Source organism: Sulfitobacter sp. R86518, assembly GCF_042466275.1.
GTDB lineage: Bacteria > Pseudomonadota > Alphaproteobacteria > Rhodobacterales > Rhodobacteraceae > Sulfitobacter > Sulfitobacter pontiacus.
Genome location: NZ_JAXHCA010000005.1, coordinates 2,925,665 through 2,948,883, shown reverse-complemented (window position 1 = coordinate 2,948,883; position 23,219 = coordinate 2,925,665). Strand labels below are relative to the sequence as shown.

Annotated in this window: 21 protein-coding genes; 10 read left to right on the top strand and 11 right to left on the bottom strand. The window is 62.2% G+C overall.

The window, feature by feature from the left end; all coding sequences use genetic code 11:
- Positions 1–150 precede the first annotated feature (150 nt).
- Both SJY36_RS15465 and SJY36_RS15460 read left to right on the top strand, forming a co-directional pair.
- The gene (locus tag SJY36_RS15465; protein WP_386176510.1) at positions 151–1,311 is read left to right on the top strand and encodes an ROK family protein; all 1,161 of its coding nucleotides are present in this window, start codon (positions 151–153) and stop codon (positions 1,309–1,311) included.
- A complete protein-coding gene (locus tag SJY36_RS15460) occupies positions 1,308–2,822 on the top strand; it encodes a CRTAC1 family protein (RefSeq protein ID WP_386176284.1) in 1,515 nt (504 codons plus the stop codon). The genes SJY36_RS15465 and SJY36_RS15460 overlap by 4 nt, the downstream gene beginning before the upstream one ends.
- Here the strand turns inward: SJY36_RS15460 and SJY36_RS15455 are convergent, their stop codons facing one another.
- Positions 2,823–4,172 (bottom strand): cytochrome-c peroxidase, encoded by a 1,350-nt coding sequence (locus SJY36_RS15455; protein ID WP_386176282.1) that lies wholly within the window; start codon positions 4,170–4,172, stop codon positions 2,823–2,825.
- 187 nt (positions 4,173–4,359) lie between these two features.
- On the opposite strand from SJY36_RS15455, the gene SJY36_RS15450 reads away from it, so the two are divergent.
- Positions 4,360–4,701 carry a DUF2853 family protein gene (locus SJY36_RS15450; RefSeq protein ID WP_005850691.1) on the top strand — a complete coding sequence of 114 codons (342 nt, stop codon included), beginning with the start codon at positions 4,360–4,362 and terminating at the stop codon, positions 4,699–4,701.
- A gap of 86 nt (positions 4,702–4,787) precedes the next feature.
- Here SJY36_RS15450 and SJY36_RS15445 read toward each other — a convergent pair whose 3' ends face one another.
- From SJY36_RS15445 to tsaD, 4 genes are read right to left on the bottom strand one after another with little or no spacing between them, the layout of a single operon-like run.
- Positions 4,788–5,207 carry an EVE domain-containing protein gene (locus tag SJY36_RS15445; protein ID WP_037942475.1) on the bottom strand — a complete coding sequence of 140 codons (420 nt, stop codon included), beginning with the start codon at positions 5,205–5,207 and terminating at the stop codon, positions 4,788–4,790.
- Entirely contained in the window at positions 5,207–5,479 is a 273-nt protein-coding gene (locus tag SJY36_RS15440; protein ID WP_005850688.1) for a YciI family protein, read from the bottom strand. The genes SJY36_RS15445 and SJY36_RS15440 overlap by 1 nt, the downstream gene beginning before the upstream one ends.
- 1 nt (position 5,480) lies before the next feature.
- Positions 5,481–6,434 carry an NAD(P)H-dependent glycerol-3-phosphate dehydrogenase gene (locus tag SJY36_RS15435; RefSeq protein WP_386176279.1) on the bottom strand — a complete coding sequence of 318 codons (954 nt, stop codon included), beginning with the start codon at positions 6,432–6,434 and terminating at the stop codon, positions 5,481–5,483.
- The gene (tsaD, locus tag SJY36_RS15430) at positions 6,431–7,516 is read right to left on the bottom strand and encodes a tRNA (adenosine(37)-N6)-threonylcarbamoyltransferase complex transferase subunit TsaD (protein WP_386176277.1); all 1,086 of its coding nucleotides are present in this window, start codon (positions 7,514–7,516) and stop codon (positions 6,431–6,433) included. The genes SJY36_RS15435 and tsaD overlap by 4 nt, the downstream gene beginning before the upstream one ends.
- 80 nt (positions 7,517–7,596) lie before the next feature.
- On the opposite strand from tsaD, the gene SJY36_RS15425 reads away from it, so the two are divergent.
- Positions 7,597–8,298, top strand: a complete 702-nt coding sequence (locus tag SJY36_RS15425; protein ID WP_386176275.1) for a uroporphyrinogen-III synthase — start codon at positions 7,597–7,599, stop codon at positions 8,296–8,298.
- Here the strand turns inward: SJY36_RS15425 and SJY36_RS15420 are convergent.
- Positions 8,290–9,021 carry a hypothetical protein gene (locus SJY36_RS15420; RefSeq protein ID WP_386176273.1) on the bottom strand — a complete coding sequence of 244 codons (732 nt, stop codon included), beginning with the start codon at positions 9,019–9,021 and terminating at the stop codon, positions 8,290–8,292. The two genes, SJY36_RS15425 and SJY36_RS15420, sit on opposite strands and share 9 nt — an antisense overlap.
- Here SJY36_RS15420 and SJY36_RS15415 point away from each other — a divergent pair.
- The 4 genes from SJY36_RS15415 to SJY36_RS15400 all read left to right on the top strand — a co-directional run bounded on the left by SJY36_RS15415 (position 9,002) and on the right by SJY36_RS15400 (position 12,864).
- Positions 9,002–9,901 carry a COG4223 family protein gene (locus tag SJY36_RS15415; protein ID WP_386176271.1) on the top strand — a complete coding sequence of 300 codons (900 nt, stop codon included), beginning with the start codon at positions 9,002–9,004 and terminating at the stop codon, positions 9,899–9,901. The two genes, SJY36_RS15420 and SJY36_RS15415, sit on opposite strands and share 20 nt — an antisense overlap.
- A gap of 12 nt (positions 9,902–9,913) precedes the next feature.
- Positions 9,914–11,425: a heme biosynthesis protein HemY gene (locus tag SJY36_RS15410; RefSeq protein WP_386176269.1), complete on the top strand. Its 1,512-nt coding sequence runs from the start codon at positions 9,914–9,916 to the stop codon at positions 11,423–11,425.
- A 159-nt stretch (positions 11,426–11,584) separates the two neighbouring features.
- Positions 11,585–12,289, top strand: a complete 705-nt coding sequence (locus SJY36_RS15405; protein ID WP_184583658.1) for a fumarylacetoacetate hydrolase family protein — start codon at positions 11,585–11,587, stop codon at positions 12,287–12,289.
- Between the two features lie 92 nt (positions 12,290–12,381).
- On the top strand, positions 12,382–12,864 hold the full coding sequence (locus SJY36_RS15400; protein ID WP_243250918.1) for a cytochrome c family protein: 483 nt from the start codon (positions 12,382–12,384) through the stop codon (positions 12,862–12,864).
- Between the two features lie 63 nt (positions 12,865–12,927).
- Here the strand turns inward: SJY36_RS15400 and SJY36_RS15395 are convergent, their stop codons facing one another.
- The 4 genes from SJY36_RS15395 to SJY36_RS15380 all read right to left on the bottom strand — a co-directional run bounded on the left by SJY36_RS15395 (position 12,928) and on the right by SJY36_RS15380 (position 17,333).
- Positions 12,928–13,923 carry a P1 family peptidase gene (locus tag SJY36_RS15395; protein WP_386176267.1) on the bottom strand — a complete coding sequence of 332 codons (996 nt, stop codon included), beginning with the start codon at positions 13,921–13,923 and terminating at the stop codon, positions 12,928–12,930.
- 67 nt (positions 13,924–13,990) lie between these two features.
- Positions 13,991–15,577: an ABC transporter ATP-binding protein gene (locus SJY36_RS15390; protein ID WP_386176265.1), complete on the bottom strand. Its 1,587-nt coding sequence runs from the start codon at positions 15,575–15,577 to the stop codon at positions 13,991–13,993.
- Positions 15,574–16,389: an ABC transporter permease gene (locus tag SJY36_RS15385; protein WP_386176263.1), complete on the bottom strand. Its 816-nt coding sequence runs from the start codon at positions 16,387–16,389 to the stop codon at positions 15,574–15,576. Before SJY36_RS15385 ends, SJY36_RS15390 begins: the two co-directional genes overlap by 4 nt.
- Positions 16,386–17,333 carry an ABC transporter permease gene (locus SJY36_RS15380; protein WP_037965886.1) on the bottom strand — a complete coding sequence of 316 codons (948 nt, stop codon included), beginning with the start codon at positions 17,331–17,333 and terminating at the stop codon, positions 16,386–16,388. Before SJY36_RS15380 ends, SJY36_RS15385 begins: the two co-directional genes overlap by 4 nt.
- A 172-nt stretch (positions 17,334–17,505) precedes the next feature.
- Between SJY36_RS15380 and SJY36_RS15375 the strand changes: the two genes are divergently transcribed.
- A complete protein-coding gene (locus SJY36_RS15375; protein ID WP_386176261.1) occupies positions 17,506–17,949 on the top strand; it encodes a hypothetical protein in 444 nt (147 codons plus the stop codon).
- A 99-nt stretch (positions 17,950–18,048) separates the two neighbouring features.
- On the opposite strand, the gene SJY36_RS15370 is transcribed toward SJY36_RS15375, so the two are convergent.
- Positions 18,049–21,318: a Hint domain-containing protein gene (locus SJY36_RS15370; RefSeq protein ID WP_386176259.1), complete on the bottom strand. Its 3,270-nt coding sequence runs from the start codon at positions 21,316–21,318 to the stop codon at positions 18,049–18,051.
- Positions 21,319–21,888: 570 nt separating this feature from the next.
- Here SJY36_RS15370 and SJY36_RS15365 point away from each other — a divergent pair.
- Positions 21,889–23,205, top strand: coding sequence for an HlyD family type I secretion periplasmic adaptor subunit (locus SJY36_RS15365; protein WP_386176257.1), 1,317 nt, complete (start codon positions 21,889–21,891; stop codon positions 23,203–23,205).
- Positions 23,206–23,219 lie beyond the last annotated feature (14 nt).

The following is a 23,219-nucleotide window of genomic DNA, read 5'->3' as shown; positions in this document are numbered from 1 at the left end:
GCAGGGGAATTTCAAATTACATCGGGAGGATAAAGTTTGGCGAGCGAACTAATTCGCGACCTTGGGTCGGAGGGGTCAAAACTTGTCTCTTCAGGCTGTGGCCCGCTGCTGGCCTTGCCGCAGGATGATACACGCCCGCTGCGCCAACAGGTGTTTGAACAGGTCCGTGCGAACGGGCAGATGCCGCGCATGGATGTGGCGCGCAAGCTCAACATCAGCCCCGGGTCGGTGACCACCATCACCTCTGATCTGATCGCGCGCGGTCTGCTGCAAGAGGTAGAGGACAGCCAGCGCGGCCCCAGCCGTGGCCGCCCGCCCATTGCCCTGCGGGTCGCCCCGCAAAGCCGTTTCGTCGTGGGCATGAAGCTGTCGGACGAACGCCATACCGCGGTTTTGCTGGATCTTGCCGGCACGATCATCGCCGAGGCCCATGTCGCCAGTGCGTCGCTGCGGCAGTCTACCGAGGATATGTTGACCGAAGTCAGTTCCCTCATGGACAGGCTGTTGCAGAAATCGGGGCGCGTGATGTCCGACATCAGCGCGGTGGGAATCGGCTTGCCCGGGCTGGTGGATGCGAGCCTCGGGATCGTGAAATGGTCGCCGGTGATGCTGGACACAGACATGCCGCTCCGCGATCTGCTGTCGAAAACGCTGGGGCTGCCTGTGTCTTTGGACAATGACACCAACCTGCTGACGCTGGCCGAGCTGTGGTTCGGGGCCGGTCGGGGGATTTCCAACTTTGCCGTGGTGACCATTGAACGCGGCGTCGGCATGGGGCTGGTGCTGAACAACCGGCTGTTCCGCGGTGCCCTTGGCCCGGGGATGGAACTGGGCCACACCAAGGTGCAGTTGGACGGTGCCCTGTGCCGTTGCGGGCAGCGCGGCTGTCTTGAGGCCTATGTCGCCGATTACGCCATTATCCGCGAGGCAGGCACCGCGTTTGAACGCGACCCGCGCGCCGAAAGCTCTGCCGTGTCGATGATCGAAACCCTGTATGACGAGGCGAACGCGGGCAACGAAGCCGCGCTGGCGATCTTTAACCGTGCCGGACGGTTCCTGAGCGTCGGGCTTGCCAATATCGTGCAGTTGTTTGACCCCGAACGGATCATTCTCAGCGGCGAACGGATGCGCTATGACTATCTGAACGTTGACGATGTGCTAAGCGAGATGAACTCTATGATCCTACCCGCAGGCCGCGCGCCGACCCCTGTCGATATCCACGCTTGGGGCGGGTCCGTCTGGGCGAAAGGGGCCGCCGCACTGGCCTTGTCCGATGTGACCGACGCCCTGCTGGGGGAGAATGCTGCGTGATCCATCGTTTGCTGGCGGCAGCCTGTGTCTTTGCCTCTGCTGCCCAAGCCGATCCGTTGTTTCAGGACATCAGCGCGGGCCTGCCGGACCACCATTATACCGGCGGGTGGGAACATTTTGTCGGCGGCGGTGTGTCGGCGTTTGACTGTTCGGGCGACGGGCTGCCCGATCTGGTGGCCGCAGGTGGCACTGCACCGCTATTGTTGCTCAAAAACGTCTCTGACACGGGGGAAATCGCCTTTGAACGGGCTGTGATCGACCCCGAGATTACGGGTGCCACGGGGGCCTATCCTGTCGATATGAACGGTGACGGGCTGCTTGATCTATATGTCATGCGCGTCGGGCCGGACCGCGTGCTTCAGGGCGGCGCGGATTGCCAGTTCACCGATGTGACAGAGGCATGGGGCATCCCGCAAACCGATCAATGGACCACCGCCTTCACCGCCTGGTGGGAGGATGGCGCATCCTTTCCCACGCTTGCTATCGGCCATTATGTTGACCGCGCCAATCCCGACGGGCCGTTTGGCGCCTGTGATAGCAACACGCTGCTCGCGCCCAAGGGCGGCACCTCGCCCCGCTATACCGCGCACGCGCTGTCGCCGGGGTATTGCGCCCTGTCGATGCTTGCTGCAGAGGATGCGCGTGGGCTCAAATCGCTACGAATCTCCAATGATAGACACTATTACGTCTCCGGCGGGGCCGAGCAGATGTGGGATATCGCCGAACAGCGGTTCCTGACCGAAGCGGACGGCTGGGCCAAAGTTTCGCTTTGGGGGATGGGAATCGCCAGCCGTGACCTGACGGGCGACCAACGGGACGAGCTGATGCTCACCTCTATGGGGGACCAGCTGATGCAGGTGGCGCAAGCCGACGGCAGCTATCGCGGCGCGCCCTATGACATCGGCACCTATGCGCAGCGCCCCTATGTGCCCGGCGATGGCCGCCCGTCTACCGGATGGCACGCCAGTTTCGCCGATGTGAACAACGATGGCCGCGCCGATCTGTTTATCGCCAAGGGCAATGTCGACCAGATGCCCGGCATGGCGATGCGCGATCCGAATAACCTGTTGATCCAAGGGGCGGATGGCCGCTTTACCGAGGCCGGCGACACCGCAGGTGTGGCCGATATCGCGCGGTCACGGGGGGCGGCACTAGCGGATTTTGATGGCGACGGGCTGCTGGATCTTGCCGTGGTGAACCGGCGCGCGCCGATGCGTATGTATCGCAATGTGACGCCCGAGGCAGGCCGCTTTGTGCGCATCGCGGTGCGGGGCGCGGGCGGCAATCGCTTTGCCGTGGGCGCGCGGGTGATCGTGACGGAGGGCGACGCCGTGCAAAGCCAGCAAGTCACCCTTGGCGGCGGTCATGCGGGGGCGGTGCTGGCACCGCTGCATTTCGGCATCGGCGACGCTGCAGAAGCAACGGTGCAGGTCCGCTGGCCAGACGGCACACAAAGCGACCCCATGCGCATGACGGCAGGCGATCAGATCACGGTCACGCAGCCCGATTGATCAGGGCGCACCGCCCACGGCCAGACCGCTTGGCACCGTGTCAGGGATACCCAAGCGTCCCGACAGCGCCTGCGGGTCATCCAGACTGCGCAAGAAAGAGACTAACGCGGCGATATCACCCGGATTCAGCCCTTTGGGCGCGCGGATCATCGCGGCTTGGGTGATGGCATCGCGGGCGGCGGGGTCGTCCATCTCGCGCCAGTCATCCCCGTCCAGCGGCGGCAGGCGCACCCCGTTTCTGTCAGCCGCGCCGGGAGCAAAGCGTTTGGCCGCGCGGGCCGGATCCATATGATCGCGCAAGAACTTCTCTATCTGGCTGTGCCCGCCCGCATGCCCCCAAGGGCCGGTCTGCATCACATTGCGCAGGGATGGCGTGCGAAACGCATAGGCATCGGCCCCATTGCCGGTCACACCCATACGCCCCGTATCGCGGGTGTGGGTTTCAAACACGGCCGCCTTGCCGGGGCCAAGCTGCGGTGCCCCCATCGCGTGAAAACTATGGTCGGTCTGGAACGCCCCCGCGTGGCAGGTGCTACAGCCCGCCGCGCCATAAAACAGCGCCATGCCCTTTTGCGCATCGGCGTCCAGCGCGGCTGACGGATCGCGCAGATAGGCATCAAAGGCAGAGCTGTCGGACCGCCATTCATGGGCCACAAAGACGGCAATCGCGTTTGAAATATCGGTAAATCCGATGTCGTCGGGCGTGGTGATATGATCATAGACCGATTGGAACCGCTGCGCGTAGTCGGGCAGACCCGCCACCCGTCGCGCCAGAATATCCCACGCCCCGCCCTGCGCCGTGATCAGACCCTGACGCACGGCTTTGGCAACGTCATTCTCCATATTCTGGCCGGCCATCTCGTCGGGGCTGAGCACCGGAAACATGGTTTGCGCCGAGAGCAAAGACGCAAAACCGTCAAGCATATCGTCGTCCAGCGGCGTGCGGAAACCGGACGGCATTTCGGCGTCAACCTCGATCCGGCCATCGTGGAACAGCACGGTGAATTCCCTTGCGCCCAGATTGAATAACGCAGGCGAATTGCGCGGGATGCGGTGGGGCGGCATGTTGTCGGGATCCCCGCGCCGTTCCAGCCCCAGCCCGACCCCACCTTCGCCCAGACCTAGCGACACGCCATCGCTGGTGGCAAAATCAGGGTGGTGACAGGTGGCGCAGGCGATATTGCGGTTGCCCGACAGGATCGGATCGTAAAACAGCAACTGCCCGAGGATCGCCTCGTCCAGATCGACGGGCGCAAAGCTGGCCGGATCAACAGGGTCGGGCAGCGGCCCCGCGACGCCAGGAAACGGCGCAAGACAAAGGGCGAAAGCGGTGGCGAGGGCGGTCTTCATCCTCGTAGTTTTGCGGAAAAACCGCTTCGGTACAAGCGTTTGACGCGGGGCGACCCGCAATCAAGACATGCCGAAAACCGCACAGACCAACGCAGGCGGGAAAAAATTCTTTTGCGCGCGTCAAAACCGCTTTAGGGTCTGAAACAAGGCCGGAAACATCGGTCAAATCAACGGTTGGAGACCACGAATGGGCAAAAGAGATGAATGGATCGCGAAATATGCCGACGATCTGCAAACGAAATGCGGCATGACGCCAGATATGGACCTGCTGACGAAAGTGACCATCGGTTGCGGTCCGTCGATCTATAACGCTGATGCGCAGACCATCGCCGCGTCGCAGGAAAGCGAGCTTGAGCTGGTCAAGAACAACTTCCTCATCAAAAAGCTTGGTCTCTCGGATAGCCCCGAGTTGATGGACGGTATCCACAAGGCCGTAGAGACTTACGGCAAATCCGAGCGGAACAAATACCGCGCGGTGGTCTACTATATGCTGACCAAACACTTCGGCAAAGAATCCGTTTACGCGTAAATCTGACCCTGTCGAACTGAAAACGCCCGCTTGGTTCAGCGGGCGTTTTTATGTCCAAAGCGTGTGCCTAAATCGTGTATTAGGCTCTAGGGTTTGGTGTTTCCAAGGGCGCAGATCGCGCTCCATTGCTCTGCTGTGACAGGCTGGACAGACAGACGCGGGCTTTTGACCAGCGGCATATCATCGAACCGGCCATCGGCCTTGATATCGTCCAGCGTCACCGGTTTTTCAAACGGGCGCACGGCTTTGATATCGACACATTCCCAGCGTGCATCCTCGGTCGAGCTATCGGGATGCGCGGCGGCGCAGACCTCGACAATGCCGACAATCGCGCGCTCGCCTTGCGAATGGTAGAAGAACCCCAGATCGCCAACCGCCATCTCGCGCATGAAGTTGCGCGCCTGATAGTTGCGCACGCCGTCCCATTCCTCGCCCGCGTCCCCCTTGGCGACCTGATCCGGCCAGCCCCAGGTCGAGGGTTCGGATTTGAACAGCCAGTAGGCCATTACCCGATCACCCGGTTCCACGGGATCAGCTGCACATCGGCGAACAACCCGGCCTTGGCATAGGGGTCATTGTCGGCCCAATCCTGAGCCGCGGCTTTGTCGGCGACATCCAGAATGACCAAAGACCCGATCATATCGCCGGCATCATCCAGCAGCGGACCGGCCTGGGCAACGACGCCAGTGGATTTCAGATACTCCACATGGGCGGGGCGGTTCTCCTGACGCACGGAAAGCGCGCCAGCTTTGTCTTTGGCAATAAGGGCAACCAGCATGTTATTCTTCCTTTAAAGGGCGGGTCAAAAGCGCTTTCATCGCGCTGGCTACATCTAAGCGGTTCTCGACCAGACCTGCAACGGCGGCGGTGATCGGCAGATCCAGCCCGTTGTCATGGGCCAGCGCATCGACCGCCCGCGCGGTGGCGGCACCTTCGACGGTGGTGGCGCTGTCAAAGGGCTCCCCCCGGCCGAGGGCCAGCCCCAGCCGGTAGTTCCGCGATTGGGTCGAGGTGCAGGTCAGCGTCAGATCGCCAAAACCGGACAGGCCCGCCAAGGTCACCGGATCCGCGTGGTGATGCGCGGCAAGCCGCTGCATTTCGGCAAAGCCACGGGTCATTACGGCGGCGCGGGCGCTTTCGCCCAGACCGGCCCCGATCGCCGCACCGCAGGCGATCGCCACAACGTTTTTCAACGCGCCCCCCAGTTCCGCACCCACGGTATCAGAGGTGCGGTAAAGACGCAGGTTTGCTGTTGTTAGGCTCTGTTGTAGGGTCGCGCAGGTGGTTTTATCAGCGCAAGCAAGGGTCAGCGCCGTGGGAAGCCCCCGCGCAATATCCGCGGCAAAGCTTGGCCCCGTGAGGATCGCTGCGGTCGCATGGGGCAGCACCTCGCGGATCACGGCGACAGGGCCAAGGCCGGTGTTCAGCTCGATCCCCTTGCAACAGGCGACGATGGTCTTGCCATCCAATGCGGCAGCGTTATCGCGCAGAAATCCGCGCAGCTTTTGCATCGGGACGGCGGCGAGCAAGGTCAGCGCCTTGGCGGCCTCTGCCAGATCCTCGGTCACGAACAGGCCCTCGGGCAGCGGGCAACCGGGCAGGCGGGCGGTGTTTTCGCGGCTTTGCCCCATGCCCTGCGCATCCCGCGCCCATAGCGTCACCGCGCCCTTACCCGCCAAAGAGATTGCCAACGCAGTGCCAAAGGCACCGGCCCCCAGAACGGCAATGCTCATGCTTTCGCTCCTTTTTTGCCGCTGCCCAACATGGCGGGCTGGCTTGTGTCCAGCGGCCAACGCGGACGGGCCGACAGGGTCAGATCATCAGGCGCGCGCAGCTGGCTTTGCTCGATCGCGGCAAAGGCGATCATCGCGGCATTATCGGTGCACAGCGACAGCGGCGGCGCGATAAAGGCGCAGTCTACTTCGGCGGCAACAGTCTCTAACCCGCGGCCTATTGCCTTGTTCGCGGCCACACCACCCGCAACACAAAGAGTGCGCACATCAGGGGCATGGTCCAGATATTTCCGCAAGGCGCGGCGGGTCTTTTCTGCCAGTACATCGGTAACGGCAGCCTGGAACCCGGCAGCCAGATCGGCCTGATCCTGAACGCTCAACCCGCCTTTTTCGTCGATCACCTTGTCCCGCGTGCGCAGCACCGCCGTTTTCAACCCCGAAAAAGACATGTCGCAATCGGGTCGGTCCAGCAGCGGGCGTGGCAGGGCAAAGCGTTTGGGGGCGCCCGCCTTGGCCGCCTGTTCAATCGCGGGGCCCCCCGGTTGCGGCAGTGAGATCAGGCGCGCCACCTTGTCAAAAGCCTCGCCCGGGGCGTCGTCGATGGTGCCGCCCAGGCGTTCAAACCGGTCCGGCCCGTGCACCAGCAGGAACTGACAGTGCCCGCCGGACACCAGCAACATCAGATAGGGATAGGGCACATCATCGGTCAGCCGTGGCGTCAGCGCATGGCCCGCCAGATGGTTCACGCCATAAAGCGGCTTGCCCGTCGCGGCAGACAGCCCCTTCGCGCACATCACGCCTGACAGCACGCCACCGATCAGCCCCGGTCCCGCGGTCACGGCGAAACCGTCCACATCTGCCAAGGTCAGCGCGGCCTCGGCCAGCGCCTTTTCGACACAAAGGTCCAGCTTTTCCGCGTGGGCGCGGGCGGCGATTTCGGGGACGACACCGCCGAAAGAGGCATGAAGCTCGGTCTGCCCCACAACGACGGAGGACAGCACGAGGGCGCGATGCCCCGGCAGCTGACGCACCAGTGCGGCGGCGGTATCATCGCAGCTGCTTTCCAATCCAAGAAGTAACATGGCTGTTTCCGTTGCAAGGGTGACAGGGGCCAAGTAACACCTTGGGGCAGGTGGAACAATCCTTGGGGCCCAAGCGTCAGATGACAAAACCAGCGTTGATCCTGACCCGCCCTGCACCCGCCTGCGCGACGTTTGCGGCCAGCCTGGCGGATGCGCTGCTGTCGCGGGTGCGGGTGGTGACCAGCCCGTTACTGCAAATCCTACCGACCGCAGCGCCTGTTGATCTGGGCGGCATCGGCGGGGTGATCTTTACCTCGGTCAATGGGGTGGCGCATGGCCCGAAGGGCGGCGCCCTGCGGGCCTATTGTGTGGGCGAGGCGACGGCGCAGGCGGCTGCGGCCAAGGGCTGGCATGTCGCGTGTCACGCCCCCGATGCTGCGCATTTGCTTCCGATGATAAAGGCACATCGCCCCGCAACGCCCCTGCTGCATCTGCGCGGCACGCATCAGCGCGGGGATATTGCCGAACGGTTAACGCAGGCCGGTCTGCCGACACGCCCTGTGGTGCTTTATGACCAGCAGGCGCTACCTCTGACGCGTGACGCCCAAGCCGCGCTGGCAGATGGCCCGTCGATCGTGCCGCTGTTTTCCCCGCGCACCGCCGCGCAATTCGCTGATCAGGCTCATGACACGCGGCGGGCCACCATCATCGCCCTCAGCCCCGCCGTGGCCGAGGCGCTGGACCGCACAGCGGTTCAGCAGATACTCATCGCCCCTGAACCAACCGCCACGTCACTGCGTTTTACGCTTGAAACTGCGGTGGATTGGAACAGGTTAGCTTGAAGGTCGACCTAGATGCCGTCTAAGGTTGTGCAATACGTCTGATATCAGGTCAGAATCGGAAAGGTTTTTAAGCGTGGCGAAAGCGAAAACACCCAGTTCAGGTGACGACACCCCGAAGACATCTTCGACATCAAAGGCGTCTGCTGCCGCCGCCAAGCCGAAGACCACAGCCAAGAAAACCGGATCGTCCACCGCGACAAAACCGGCTGGGACAACGGCGAAGCCATCAACCGCCAAGCCCAAGCCTGCGGCCCAGACATCTGCTGCAAGCGCGGCGAGCGCCGATAAAACCGCGACAGGTAAAGCCAGCGAAGACAAAGCGAGTGCCAAACCCGAAAGCGTGAAAACCACCGACACAGCATCGGGTGCTGCGAAAGCAAGCGACGCCAAAGAGGCAACGACACCCACCGTGAAAACGGGGGGCAGTGATACAGCGGCCAAGGCTGCTTCGCCCGCCACCACCGCGACCGCCTCGACGTCTGCCAAACCTGAGGCGAAGCCAAGTGACGCGAAATCCGACGCAATGCCCGACGCGAAAGATGTAAAGCCGGACACGGCCTCTGATAAACCGGCAACAACTGCGTCCAAGCCCGCGACGTCAACCGCATCGACCACAACGGCGAAACCGGCCACGCCGACCAAGACGCCGCCCCCCGTCACGCCCGTGGCAGAGCCTGAAAAGCGCGGTAGTGTCTTTTGGCCGATGCTGTTCGGCGGGATCATCGCGGGCGGGATCGGCTTCGCCGTGGCGGAATATGATCTGCTGGAACAGGCGGGCCTGCGCCCTGCGGACACCTCGCAATCTAGCCTGACCGACACGATCGCCGCGCAAGAAGCACGGATCAAGGCGCTGGAAGAGACAGACCCGGCCCCCGCGCCCACCGATGACGCCGCCCTGCAAGAGGTTCAGGCGCTGGTGGCCGAGCTGGCCACCCGTGTGGATGATCTGGGCAACCGCCCCGCGGCAGAGGCTCCGGCCCCCGTCGATACGTCAGCCTTTGAACAGGAACTGGCAGCGCTGCAATCCTCGGTCGAGACGCAGCGCGATGAAATTCAACGTCTGCTCGATAATGCGCTCAGCGTTGAAGAAGCGACGGCGCAAGCCGCACAGGCCGCGACGTTGCAATCCGCCTTGGGCCGGATCGTCTCTGCCGTCACAACCGGCCAGCCCTTCGAGGCAGAGATCGCCGATTTGCAAGCCAATGGTATTCAGGATGTCCCACCGGCCCTTGCCGATACGGCGGCGACGGGCGTTGTCACCGCTGCCAATCTTCAGGACCGTTTCCCCGATGCGGCACGGGCATCGCTTGCCGCGGCACGTGCGGCCTCGCCTGATGTGGACGGGGGCGGCATTGGCGGCTTCTTCAAGCAGCAGTTGGGGGCGCGGTCGGTTGCACCGCGTGATGGGGATGACCCCGACGCGATCCTGTCCCGCGCCGAAGCCGCAATGCGCGACGGGCGTCTGGCCGATGCGCTGGCAGAGGTGAAAGCCCTGCCGCCCGAAGCCCAAGAGCCCCTGTCCGAATGGCTCTCTGATGCGCAAGCGCGCCACGACGCCCAAGACGCCGTACAGACATTGACACAACGCCTGACGGCGAACTGAGGAACCTGATTTATGCTTTGGTCACTGATTAAGATCGTTGTGTTCGTTGCGGTGATTGCCGCCATCACCTGGGGCGCATCGTTCTTGCTGGAAAGCTCGGGCGGGTTGCAGGTCACCGTGATGGGCACCGAATACAGCTTTGGCCCGCTGCAATCCGTGATCGCCGTGGTCCTGCTGGTTGTCGCGGTCTGGATCATGCTCAAGATCTTTGCGCTGCTGGTTGCGGTCTGGCATTTCCTGAACGGCGACGAAACCGCGCTGTCGCGCTATTTCGACCGCAACCGCGAACGCAAAGGCTACGAGGCGCTCTCCGAAGGGCTTATGGCGCTGGCCAGCGGCGAAGGGCGTTTGGCGATGGCCAAGGCTGCAAAGGCGGATAAATACCTTGAACGTCCTGACCTGACCAATTTGCTGATCGCGCAGGCTGCGGAAATGGCGGGCGACCGTCGCAAGGCAGAAGAGACCTATCGCAAACTGGTCACCAACGAACGCACCCGTTTTGTCGGCGTGCGCGGGATCATGAAACAGAAGCTGGCCGAAGGCGACACGGAAACCGCGCTGAAGCTGGCCGAGAAAGCCTTTGCCATCAAACCGAAACACGCCGAAACCGGTGATGTGCTGCTGAAACTGCAGGCCGAGAAAGAAGATTGGGCCGGTGCGCGCCAAACGCTGAACACCAAGCTCAAGAACGGCCAGATGCCGCGTGATGTGCATAAACGTCGCGATGCCGTGCTCGCCCTGTCCGAGGCGAAAGACGTCATTGCCGAAGGCAACAGCATCGAAGCCCGCGAGGCCGCGATCGAGGCGAACCGCCTATCCCCCGATTTGATCCCCGCAGCCGTGATGGCGGCGCATGGTTATATCGATCAGGGCAAACCGAAATATGCGGCCCGCGTGCTGAAAAAAGCGTGGGACGTACAACCGCACCCCGATTTGGCCGGTGCCTTCGCCGCGATCCAGCCGGACGAGACCCCGAAAGAGCGGCTCAAGCGGTTTACCACGCTGACCCGCGTGCAGCCCGACCACCCCGAGACCAAGATGCTTCTGGCAGAGCTGAACATCGCCGCCGAAGATTTCCCGCAAGCGCGCCGGTCCTTGGGGGATCTGGTCGAAACCGACCCGACCGCGCGTTCGGTCACCTTGATGGCGGCCATCGAACGGGGCGAGGGGGCTTCGGATACCATCGTTAAAGGCTGGCTGGCACGGGCGCTGACCGTATCGCGCGGCCCTCAGTGGATTTGTGACAACTGCCAACATATCCACGCGAGCTGGAAGCCGATCTGCGAAAACTGCCACAGCTTCGATACGCTGGCGTGGAAAACCCCGCCCATGTCCGAAGTCGCCATGCCCGGTGGTGTGCAGATGCTGCCGCTGATCGTCGGCGCACTAGAGGATAACTCGGGCGCGGATGCCAAGCCGCCTGTCGCCACCCGCGCCGATATCGAGGATGCAGAGCTGATCGACGACACCCCCGCAGGCGCCGCCGATCCGGTTGAAAAACCGGCGCCCCAGCCCGAGAAATAGCGCAGGGCCCAAAGGTGAACGAAAACAAAGGCCGGCACGTATTGTGTCGGCCTTTTGCGTTGCAGCTTATGTCTAACCTGCCTTTTGGTGTCTTATCGGATGACGGGGCTGCCGCAGGGGCGTATGTCTGTGACACGACTATTGCAAAGGATATGCCCCATGCCCGCTGATGATTTTGTATTCCCCCCCGCGCCACAGGCCAGTCTGGCTGTGCAGGGCACCGACGCCCGTTTTCCCATGCGCCGCATCTTCTGCGTGGGTCGCAACTACGAGGCGCACGCCCGCGAGATGGGCAAAGACCCGACGCGTGAGGCTCCGTTCTTTTTCACCAAACCCGCCGATGCGGCACTGGATACGCCCTGCACCATCCCCTATCCGCCCCAGACAGAGGATCTGCACCACGAGATCGAGCTGGTGATCGCCATCGGCAAAGGCGGGCGCAACATCGCGGAAACTGACGTGATGGATCACGTCTGGGGGGCTTCGGTCGGGATCGACCTGACCCGCCGTGACCTGCAGGCAGAGGCGAAGAAAGCCGGTCGGCCATGGGATTGGGGCAAGGCCTTTGACAACTCCGCCCCGATTGCCGCGCTGAAACCCATCGCCGATGTCCCGTCTGTGGAACAGGGCCGCATCTGGCTTGCCGTGAACGGTGAGGTGCGGCAGGACGCCGATCTGGCCGATCTGATCTGGTCAGTGCGTGAACATGTGGCGATCTTGTCGCAATCTATGGCGCTGGCCCCGGGGGATATCATCATGACGGGCACACCGGCCGGTGTCGCAGCCCTTGTGGAAGGGGATGTCGTGACCGGCGGCGTTGACGGGATCGCGACGCTTGAGGTGACAATAGGCCCCCGCGCCTGAGCCCCAGCATCGCCCCCGCGACAAAAGCGCCCGTTGAAATCACGGGGGCGCCCCCTAGGTTACAGGATGATTGATACATATGGGAAATCGCAATGAAACATATCTATAGCGCTCTACTGGCCACCGTGATCGCGGTTCCGGCCCTGGCAGACAGCCATAGCATGGGTGACGCAGACGCCGGCGAAAAGCAGTTCGGCAAATGCAAAGCCTGCCACATGATCGTGGACGACGCTGGCGAAACCTTCCAGCGGGGCGGCAAGGTCGGTCCGAACCTTTACGGGATCATCGGCAAGCAGGCCGGCACCGTCGAAGACTATCGCTATGGCGATGATCTGGTTGCCGCCGGTGAAGCCGGTCTGGTCTGGGACGAAGCCAATATGGCCGAATACCTGCAGAACCCCACCGATTTCCTGCGCACCACACTGGATGACAAGAAAGCCCGTTCGAAAATGTCGTTCAGAATGCGCAAAGGCGGCGAAGATGTTGCGGCCTATCTCGCGACGTTCTCTCCCGAAGCCGAGGCCGCAGCAGACGCGCCCATGGCCGACGATGCAGAGGCCGAGAAAACCGAATAAGCGGCTCTAACCAGCCGAATTGGCCCGCGTTTCCAGAAGGGGAGCGCGGGCTTTTTTATGAGTTTAGCTGTTCAGATCAGACCAGCAGGGCAGCAGATCGCCCGCCGCCGGCGTCGCGTGATAGGCTGCCCGCGCAATCGCCCGCGCCAGACACAGTGACGCGGCATGGCCGATCAGCGGCAGAATGCTTTCGGCAACCTCATGCGCGCCGGTGCTCAGGCCAAAGACCAGATCACCGTCATAGGGGGTGTGCGCAGGCACCGTGGCCCGCCCGATCCCGTCATGGGCCGCAACGGACATCCGCTGGCATTGCGCCTTTGTGAGGGTCGCATCCGTGGCGACAATCGCGATCGTCGTATTTTCGCGCGGGGACATCGACGCCATCTTGCGGCTTTCCAGCGTCATCCCCAGCCCCGTCGCCGGGTCCGGGCCCATGCCGCCGAACTCTGCATCCACCTCGAAGGGGGCGGCGTAGAAGTGATGGTCACCCGGCGTGGTGACGGCCCCCACCGGATTGGCCGCGACCAATGCGCCGACCATTGTCCCATCGGGCAGTTGCAGTGACGCGGACCCCAGCCCGCCTTTCACCATCGCGCTCAGCGCGCCGGTGCCCGCGCCGATGGTGCCAAGCGTGAAATCTTCAGCCGCGGCGTCATAGGCGGCACGGCCCAAGGCGCGGTAAGGATTCTCTGCCCAGGTCTTGTCACCGCCGTTCAGCAGGTCGAACAGGATCGCCCCCGGCACCAGCGGGATCGTCGCATCGCCCAGCCGAAACCCGCGCCCTGCCGCGCGCAGCCCGTCCACCACGCCCGAACAGGCATCCAGCCCATAGGCCGACCCGCCCGACAGCACCAGCGCATCCACCGCGGCGACCGATTTATCGGGGGCGAGCAAATCCGTCTCGCGCGTGCCGGGAGCACCGCCCATCACATGGACAGAGGCGGTAAAGGGGTCATCCGCCAGCAGCACCGTCGTACCGGATTTCAGCGCATCGTCCTGCGCGTTTCCCACTCGAAGGCCGGGCACATCGGTGATCAGGTTTCTGGGTCCGGGTTTCATAGGGCAGGGCCTTTGGTTGGTGCGGGACGCTCCGCGGGGAGTTTATTTGGCAAAATGAAGAAGGGCATCACAGATCCGGCAAACGGGGCGCGGCGGCGAGGAGTTTTTGCGTGTAAGGGTGTTGCGGGCGATCAAAGACGTCGGCGGTGGCACCTTGTTCGACAATCTGCCCCGATTTCATCACCAGCACCCGATCCGTGACCGTGCGCACCACGGACAGATCATGGGAGATAAAGAGATAGGTCAGGTCATAGGCGCTGCAAAGCGCGGCCAGAAGATCAAGGATCTGCGCCCGAACCGAGACATCGAGCGCGCTCACCGCCTCGTCAAAGAGGATGAGGTCGGGGCGGATGATCAGGGCGCGGGCGATGGCAATGCGCTGGCGCTGCCCGCCCGAGAATTCGTGGATGTACTTGGTCGCATCTTCCGGCGACAGCCCCACGGCGGTCAGCGCATCGGCGATGGCATCGCTGCGGGCGCGGCCCTTGGGCGGGTCGGGCAGCAGGTGGAACGGTTCGGTGATCAGCCGGTCCACGCGGTGGCGCGGGTTGAAGCTGCCGAAGGGATCCTGAAACACCACCTGCATTTTGCGCCGCACGGCAAGATCGGGTTTGCTGCCGCTATAGACCGCTGCACCGTCCAGCGTGATATTGCCCGATTGCACCGGTTCCAGACCCAAAAGCGCCCGCGTCAGGGTCGATTTCCCGCAGCCGCTTTCGCCGACGAGGCCAAGGCGTTCCCCCCGTTGCAGGGTGAAGGACACGTTATCGACGGCGCGGAACCGACCCGGTTTGCCGAACAGCGTCTTGCGCGGCAGGGCGTAATCGCGGCTCACGTTTTCCACCTTTAGCAGCGGCTGCGGAGGCGGGGCGGCAGGCAGGGCGACCGCATGGGTCGAGGCGGCAAACAGCATCCGCGTATAGGGGTGGCGCATGGTGTGCAGCAGGGTGTGTGTGTGCCCCTGTTCGACGATCTCTCCCTTGCGCATGACGATGATGCGGTCGGCCATATCGGCGACCACTGCCAGATCATGGGTGATCATCAGCAGCCCCATCCCGTCCTCCCGCGCCAGCGATTTCAGCAGATCAAGGATCTGCGCCTGCGTCGTGACATCCAGCGCGGTGGTCGGTTCATCGGCGATCAGCAAGCGCGGCCGCAGCGCGATCGCCATCGCGATCACCACCCGTTGGCGTTGCCCGCCCGACAGCTCGTGCGGGTAGCGGGACAGGGGAAAGCGGTCATTTGGCAGGCCGACCCGCTCAAGCGTTTCGGCGGCTTGGCGGGCCGCGGCGTGACGTGACACGGTTTTGTCGTGGATACGGATGGTTTCCGCCACTTGATGGCCGATGGTCTGCACCGGGTTCAGCGCCGTCATCGGTTCCTGAAACACCATGCCGATGTCATTGCCGCGGATCGCGCAAAGCTCGGATTCGGGCAGGGCCAGCAGGTCTTGATCCCCCAGCATGATATGACCGCGCGCCTGCGTCCCCTTGGGCAGCAGCTGCATCGCCGCCAGCGCGGTCATGGATTTGCCCGACCCGCTTTCGCCGGTGACGGCCACGATCTCTCCGGCGTCGACCCAGAGGGTCACACCCTGCAGGATATTGAACCGGTGGATCGCCACCGACAGGTTGGTGATGCTAAGCAAGCTCATATCCGGCGCACCCGCAACCGTGGGTCCAGCGCATCGCGCAGCCCGTCGCCCATCAGGTTCAGCCCCAGCACCGTCAGGATGATCGCGAACCCCGGCACCAGCGCCATATGCGGTGCGATGCTGACCATGGTCTGCGCATCTGCCAGCATCCGGCCCCAGGATGGCGTCGGCGGCTGCGCGCCCAGCCCGACATAGGACAGCCCTGCCTCGGCCAGAATGCCGAGGCTGAACTGGATCGTCCCCTGCACGATCAACAGATTGGTCACATTGGGCAGAATATGTTCGACCGAGATCCGCGCCGCCGATTTACCAGCGACCCGCGCGGCGAGGATGAACTCACGCTCCCACAGGCTAAGCGCGGCACCACGGGTGATGCGCGCAAAGACGGGAATGTTGAAGATGCCGATGGCGATAATCGCGTTCACCGCGCTGGCCCCGAAGATCGCCGTGATCAGGATTGCGATCACCAGTGAGGGGAAGGCAAAGACCAGATCGTTGCCGCGCATGATGATCTCGTCCACCAGCGACCCGCGTTTGGCTGCCGCCCACAGACCAAGCGGCACGCCAAGGCCCATGCCGATGCCCACCGCCACCAGCGCCACGGCGATAGAGGTGCGCGCACCGACCATGATCATGCTCAGGATATCGCGGCCAAAGTGATCGGTGCCCAGCAGATGCGCGCCGCCAACCCCTTGCAGCTTGTTCGGGATATCCATCGCTGTATGGGAAAACGGCGTCCAGACAAAGGACACAAGCGCGGACAGCAGAAAGATCGAGGTCAGCAGCGCGCCAAGGATCAGGTTCCGGTTCATGCGCGCGCCCTCAGACGCGGGTCAACCGCCGCATAGGCCAGATCCACAAGGAAGTTCACCACAATGACCGAAAAGACCAGCAGCATGACCACGGATTCCACCACGATCAGATCCCGCGCCGAAATGGATTGAAACACCAGCCGTCCAAGCCCCGGCAGATAGAACACCTGTTCGATGATGATCGACCCCGCCAGCAGGAACGAAAATTGCAGCCCGATGATCGTCAGCACAGGGATCAGCGCATTGCGTAACCCGTGCCGCCACAGCGCTTGTCTTTCGGTCAGCCCTTTGGCGCGGGCGCTGCGCATATAGTCTTCGCCCAAGACATCCAGCAGCGCCGACCGCATGACCCGCGCCAGAATGGCCGCCTGGGGCAGGGCCAGCGCAATGGCGGGCAGGGTCAGGGCGTGAAGCCCCGTCAGCACACCCTGATCCCAGCCGACAAAACCGCCGGCGGCGAACCAGCGCAGGTTGATGGCGAATATCAGCACAAGGATCATCGCGAACCAGAAATTGGGCACCGCGACCCCCAGTTGTGTGGCCCCCATGACCCCCATATCCCCGGCTTTGCCACGCCGTGCCGCCGCATAGATCCCCGCGGGAAAGGCGATCAGCGTGGACAGCCCAAGCGCGTACAGCGCCAGCGGCAGGGACACCCAAAGCCGCGCGGCGATCATCTCGGACACGGGGGTGCGGTAGGTATAGGAGGTGCCGAAATCCCCCTGCAGCAGCCCGCCGACCCAAGCCAGATAGCGCGCCGGTTTCGATGCATCGAGCCCAAGTTCACTGCGCAATGCAGCAAGCGTTTCAGGCTGCGCATTCATCCCCAGCATGAAAGAGGCCGGGTCACCGGGGGCAACTTCGATAACGGTAAAGATCACCAGCGACGCAACAGCCAGGCTGATACAGAGCGAAAGCAAACGTTTGAGCGTGTACCGGATCATGCGGCCGAAGGTAGGCGCGCAAATCAACAGCGTCCAGCGCAGAAAAACCTTTTTAAGGCGAGCGGGTTACCCGTCGCTCTCTTTTTGGTGAAGCGATTAGTTTTGTGACATGGGAACCAATTCGCGCTGCACGGGGTTGGGTATGCAGAAACGAGAAATTAGGAGCTTAACAATGACCAATACATTTAAAACACTCGCCATCGCCGCCCTTATGGGTACCGTATCCGCACCAGCATTTGCTGCTGCACATGCCAGCCCTTCGATGTCATGTGCCGAATTTAATGAGCTGTCGAAAGACGACCAGATGATGGTGGCTTCCGCTGCGATCGCAGAGATCGATGACGGTGACAACGGTGGTTCCATCGGTGGCAGTGGGCGTGACAAAGAAACAACAACAACCGTAACCGCTGCCGAAGCAACGGACGATGAGGCTGTAGAAGGTTCGCTGGAAGGTGACCTGAAAGCTGTGGAAGACACTGGTGGTAACACTGCTGAATCCAACATGACAGCAGAGCCAATGGACGAAGCCGCGATGGAACAGTTCATGGTTGTATGTAACCAGAACCTTGACGCCACCGTAGGTGAGGCCGCTGCTGGTCTGCCAGGCGACAAATAAGACTTAACCCTTCAGGGTTTTGTGGGCGGGTGCAGAGATGCGCCCGCCTTTTTTGTGCGATACAGCCTACGATACAGCCTACGATACCGCGCTTTAGGGTCAGGCGCGGGCCTCTGCTGTTGTGACTGTGTTACGGGTCCGAATTGCCTTGGTCGCCTGCTGCCGGGCCAGATCAGCGCTTGCTTGCAGGATCAGGCGCGAGGGGGCCTTACCCTTGCCGCGCGCAGGCAAGCCGTGCTGGTTCAACACCTGTTTCTTCTTCAGGAACACGCGTGCTGTAGGGCCATAGACCTTGGCGACTTCTTCGCGGCTGACGCGCCCTGTGCCCAAGGCGGGCAGTACCTTGGAGAATGCCGCGCGATGCGGTTTGCTCATCTGCGTCAGCGCCATCGGGCCGGGGTAGAAGCTTTCCGACGGGACGTTCTCGGCAAAGATCACCTGATGGTCGTCGAACATCAAGTGAACGTAGGTGACCGATTTCTTGCCCTTGGCGATGCGCACGCCTTTGGCCGCGTCGGCAAGATGCTTGGCGCGGGCAAAGCTATCGCCGCTCTGGCCGACCAAAACACCATGTTGCTGCGAGACCAAGAGATCCCGTTCGGCACCGAAAGTGCCACGTTTGATCAGCACGGGATGCAGATGTGATCCCTTTTGCATTTGTCCGGCATCGTAAGACCGCGTGTTGATCCAGCGGATTTTCTGCGGGCCGTTGTCCATTGTGGTGACAAGATCGCCGACACGCAGGTCTTCGACCAAGACATCCCCGCGCGGCGTGCGGATGGCGGTGCCTTTGCCAAAGCAGACAACGCCGGTGTTGTCATAGGTAAAGTGCTGCGCCTGCACGCCGATGAACTTGAGCGACCCATCCTCGAACTTGGAATTATAGGTGTAATCCGTGGTCTCGAAGTTGGACTGATCCAGAATGCCATTGTCTTCATAGTCAGCGCGCAGATCGAAGATCTTGTCGTAATAGCCGCTTAGATCAATGAAATCATTATTGGTGGTGTCGTTATCATCCAGCGGGCCGGTATTACCCGCGTTGAAATCGGTGATCGTGTCGTGACCGCCGGAGTAGACGAATACGTCATCGCCGTCGCCGCCTGTCAGCTGGTCGTCGTCCTGACCGCCGTCCAGCGTATCATTGCCGTCGCCCCCGATCAGGGTATCGCGGCCCGCGTCGCCGTGCAGATTGTCGTCGCCACCGCCGCCATCGATTGAATCATCGCCGTCGCCGCCGGACAAGCTGTTGTCCTGTGTCCCGCGCGCGGTGATGGTGTTGTCTTTGCTGTCGCCCTTGACCGACGCGGCAGAGTTCTCGAGCGCGACGTTTTCAAAGTTCAGCAGATCGCCACGGTCGTTTCCTGCGTGGTCCAGCCGGCTGGCGGCAAGATCGACGGTGTGATCCGCCCCCAGCCCGCTGCCCGCGACATAGGTATCGATGCCATCGCCCGCGTCGATGACGGAGTTCGCGTCGTCCGCTGTGGTGCCCGCCTCGCGAATGATCCGGTCGTCGCCCGTCCCGGCGTCGATGTTATAGGCACCATCACCAACCTTGATCGTGTCATCGCCTGCACCGGTATCAACCGCGACACCGCCAATGCTGGCATCCACGTAATCCGATGAATTGGTCAGAACCAGCTTTTCAATCTCGGTGAAGGAAACGCTGTTGGGGCCTTCGGTCGCGGTACCCGACTCTGCGCCGGTATAGGTGACAGAGACACCGTTGCTCAGCGCGTCGAAGGTGACGACATCATAGTCCTTGCCGCCTTCGCCACCGGCGATTTTGTCGGTGCCGAAATCATCTTCCATGACAAACAGATCGGCGTCATCCCCGCCCGACATGGCATCATTGCCAGTGCCGCCCGCGATCGTATCGTGGCCCGTGCCACCCTCGATCCGGTCGTCACCGCTGCCGCCGGACAGGCTGTCATTGTCCGCCCCACCAGAAAGGCTATCATCCCCGCCGTCGCCATAGATCGTATCGTTGCCAGCCCCACCGTCCAGCGTATCATTGCCTGCATCGGTCGCGCTGATGGTCGACATCTTGAGGTCGCCAACACGGATCGCGTGGCCGGTATCATCGGGGTCGTGGTTGTTATACTCGATCTCGATCCGCGAAACGGGGCCCGCGATATCGACCTGCAGGAAACCCGTCTTGGCATTGGTCGTGCCCCGCCCCGCATCCGTGCTGATGGCACGGCCGGTTTCGTCGTTCACGTCCAGCGTATCGCTATTGCCCGCCGTCAGATTGACAGGGATAAGATTGCCGTCGGCGTCATAGGCGCGCACGATGACTTCATCCACGAAGCCATAGGCCTGATCGATGTCGAAAATACCGAAGGTGACATTGCTCACCTCGTCCGACACGCCGCTGTCCAGCGACGAGAAGTCGATGCTCATCTTCGCGGTATTTGGGTCCGACCCCGCCGCACCGCCAAGGATATGGATCGATGAACTGTCGCTTAGTTCGTTGTAGTCATACAGCGGGTCGTTCCGCTCCATCGTGGCAGAGCGGAAGTTCTCCCCCTGATCCACCGACATCGTGACCTGGATATTGCCGGACGAGGTGACCCCGGTGATACCACCCGTGACGCTAACGCCGTCCTCGATATTCTGGTTGGCCCAGGAAAACGTGGTCTCTTCGGTGGTGTCGGCGTCGCCGTGGATGCGGTCGTCGCCGTCATTGCCTGCGATATAGTCATTTCCCGCGCCGCCCAGAATCGTGTCATCGCCCGACCCGGCCGAGATTTTGTCGTTGCCCGCGCCCAGCTTCACCACGTTGCCGCTGTTGTCCACCTCGTCCGCTTGCGCGTCCGTCGATCCCACACGCATGGAATCATCACCCGACGTCCCATCAACGGTGCCATCCGGCGCAACATAGTCGGCATCGACGCGGCTGGCGTACATCATCGACTCGTTTGAAGAGACAGTGTTGAACGTGATGGAGTCGATGGGCCCCGCCTCAAGCGCGGATTGGTAATCGGAGGAGCTGGCAGCCGGCGCAAGAAACAGGTCGCCGTTGGTGGATTGGAAGACAATCGCCGTCACGGTCGCCTGGGAACCGTCGGCGTAGGTCAGCGTCGCGGCATAGGACGCGATGGCGTCAAAGTTCTGGCTGTTGCCATCGTCGATGCGGAAGGTGTCAGACCCGTTTTCCCCACTGTTATCAGTAGAGTATGTGCCGCGTGCAGTATTTCCATACCCCCGCGCCCCCGGAGAGAAGGATTTGATGTTGTTGTAAAGCGGGCTGTTGGCACCACCAAAGGTCTCCCCCTCCAGCGAGCGTGCGTTTTCGCTGATCTGGTTTCCCTCGGTCGTATCGATACGACCGACATTCCCAAGGTAGAAAACGTTAAATCTGGTTGCCATTGTTACAGCCCTCAACATCTTTGAACCGGTGGCAGGCCTGTGGCCCGCGTCCTGTGTATTGTTGTGGGTACGGGGACAATGTGGCGTCACTTTGACCGGAAACAAAAACAATGTGGCCATGTTTCTATGCTTTTGATCGAAACAATACACAGTCTGGTAAGGATCAAGGCCAAGCGCACAGCGCGGAAACGCGGGGGCAGGGCCTATGCGCTGCGATGTGATCAAATGGTCTAAAATGCCGGGTATTTAGAGATGTGACCGAAGTGCACGGTAAAAGCGGCGTGAACTTGCAGCGGCCATAGAGGGGGCTTGCTGAAGGTTGACCGCAGAGGTTTTGACCTAGTTTACTGAAAACAATCGAGTTTATCCGTCTCTCCCCCCTTGGGGCTGACCTCTGTCTTGGTTTAAACCCATCGGGCAACAGGGCGCCCCTGACCCCGTACCGCGCCGCCATGAAGACTCCGCGCCTCAATTCCGCCGCATGAATGCCGCCGCAGCGCCTCAAGCCTCTGTCGAAGGTGAATGCACCCCCAGCATCCCCGCCGGGTTCATCAACCAAAGGAGCTTTCCGTGTCACATCATGCCCCCCCCGAGCCCAAGACCGGCCTTTGGCACATTACCGGTGCTGCGATGGCCGCGATGTTCTGCTTGTTTGCGCTGCTTGGGGGATGGGCCGCGACAACACAGCTTTCGGGGGCGGTGATCGCGACGGGGCAGATCGATGTGGCGGGCAAGCCCAAGGTAATCCAGACGGTGGATGGCGGCGTATTGGCAGAATTGCCGGTCCAGAACGGGGATATCGTCAAGGCGGGGCAGGTCTTGGCGCGGTTTGATGCCACGATCTTGCAGATTGACCTGCGCATGGCGCGCGCCCGTCTGGCCGAGGCAGCGGGCCTGCGCGCCCGTCTGGAGGCAGAGCGTGACGAAAGCCCCGCCCCCCGTTTCGATGCCATTGATCTGCCAGCAAAAATCGGCGCGCTGGATATGACGCAAGCGCAGGCAGGGCAGGCCGCGATATTCGAGGCGCGGGCCCAGATGCGCGCGGGAATGCGCGCCCGCATGGCCAGTGATCTTGCCGATGTCGAAACCCAGGCCACGGGCCTTAACGGTCAAATCTCTGCGCTGGAACAACAGCTTGCCATCCTCACGACAGAGCTGCGCAGCCTCACGCGCTTGGTTGAAAAGGGGCTGGCCCCGCAGGTCCGTTTGTCGCAACTACAGTCCACGCGGGCGGGTTTGCGCGGTGACCTTGCCGCGCGGCGGGCGGATCTGGCGCGGTTGATCCACCAACGTTGGACGCTCAAGCTGGAAAGCCTGCAAGCCGATCGCCGGTTTCAGGAACAGGTCGCGCTGCAACTGCGCGAGGTCACTGCCGAAGTTCAGGAACTGACCCTATCGATCCTCACCCGCCAAGCGCAGCTTGACCGTATCGCCCTTCGGGCCCCCGTCGACGGGATGGTGCATGAACTGCGCGCCACGACCGTTGGTGCGGTTGTCGGGGCGGGTGCGACCTTGATGGATATCGTGCCGCAGCAGTCAAAGTTCGAATTCGAGGTGCAGGTCGATCCGCGCTCGATCAATCTGGTACGCTATGATCAGCCCGCCACCCTCGTGCTCACCGCCTTTGACCCGCACACGACCCCGCAACTGACCGGCAGCGTTTACAGCATCTCTCCGCAGGTGGTGGTGGACCCGCGCAATGGCGACAGCTTTTATCGGGTCATTCTGGATATCCCCCGTACCGAGCTGGACCGTCTGCCAGCCTCCGTCCGTTTGGTCCCCGGTATGCCGATCGAGGCGTTTTTGAAGACCAAAGACAGAACCGTGTTGAGTTATCTGGCAGAGCCTATCAGCAGCCAGCTGCGCCGGGGGTTCCGCGGTTCCTGAGACCTCGACGTTAG

Excerpts from the sequence above, each read along its gene's own strand:
- SJY36_RS15375 (WP_386176261.1), top strand. The coding sequence starts at position 17,506 with ATGACCAATACATTTAAAACACTCGCCATCGCCGCCCTTATGGGTACC.
- SJY36_RS15400 (WP_243250918.1), top strand. The coding sequence starts at position 12,382 with ATGAAACATATCTATAGCGCTCTACTGGCCACCGTGATCGCGGTTCCG.
- SJY36_RS15425 (WP_386176275.1), top strand. The coding sequence starts at position 7,597 with ATGACAAAACCAGCGTTGATCCTGACCCGCCCTGCACCCGCCTGCGCG.
- SJY36_RS15450 (WP_005850691.1), top strand. The coding sequence starts at position 4,360 with ATGGGCAAAAGAGATGAATGGATCGCGAAATATGCCGACGATCTGCAA.
- SJY36_RS15380 (WP_037965886.1), bottom strand. The coding sequence starts at position 17,333 with ATGATCCGGTACACGCTCAAACGTTTGCTTTCGCTCTGTATCAGCCTG.
- SJY36_RS15440 (WP_005850688.1), bottom strand. The coding sequence starts at position 5,479 with ATGCTGGTTGCCCTTATTGCCAAAGACAAAGCTGGCGCGCTTTCCGTG.
- SJY36_RS15390 (WP_386176265.1), bottom strand. The coding sequence starts at position 15,577 with ATGAGCTTGCTTAGCATCACCAACCTGTCGGTGGCGATCCACCGGTTC.
- SJY36_RS15455 (WP_386176282.1), bottom strand. The coding sequence starts at position 4,172 with ATGAAGACCGCCCTCGCCACCGCTTTCGCCCTTTGTCTTGCGCCGTTT.
- SJY36_RS15370 (WP_386176259.1), bottom strand. The coding sequence starts at position 21,318 with ATGGCAACCAGATTTAACGTTTTCTACCTTGGGAATGTCGGTCGTATC.
- SJY36_RS15435 (WP_386176279.1), bottom strand. The coding sequence starts at position 6,434 with ATGAGCATTGCCGTTCTGGGGGCCGGTGCCTTTGGCACTGCGTTGGCA.
- SJY36_RS15420 (WP_386176273.1), bottom strand. The coding sequence starts at position 9,021 with ATGATCCCGCCGAACAGCATCGGCCAAAAGACACTACCGCGCTTTTCA.
- tsaD (WP_386176277.1), bottom strand. The coding sequence starts at position 7,516 with ATGTTACTTCTTGGATTGGAAAGCAGCTGCGATGATACCGCCGCCGCA.
- SJY36_RS15445 (WP_037942475.1), bottom strand. The coding sequence starts at position 5,207 with ATGGCCTACTGGCTGTTCAAATCCGAACCCTCGACCTGGGGCTGGCCG.
- SJY36_RS15415 (WP_386176271.1), top strand. The coding sequence starts at position 9,002 with ATGCTGTTCGGCGGGATCATCGCGGGCGGGATCGGCTTCGCCGTGGCG.
- SJY36_RS15385 (WP_386176263.1), bottom strand. The coding sequence starts at position 16,389 with ATGAACCGGAACCTGATCCTTGGCGCGCTGCTGACCTCGATCTTTCTG.
- SJY36_RS15395 (WP_386176267.1), bottom strand. The coding sequence starts at position 13,923 with ATGAAACCCGGACCCAGAAACCTGATCACCGATGTGCCCGGCCTTCGA.
- SJY36_RS15405 (WP_184583658.1), top strand. The coding sequence starts at position 11,585 with ATGCCCGCTGATGATTTTGTATTCCCCCCCGCGCCACAGGCCAGTCTG.
- SJY36_RS15410 (WP_386176269.1), top strand. The coding sequence starts at position 9,914 with ATGCTTTGGTCACTGATTAAGATCGTTGTGTTCGTTGCGGTGATTGCC.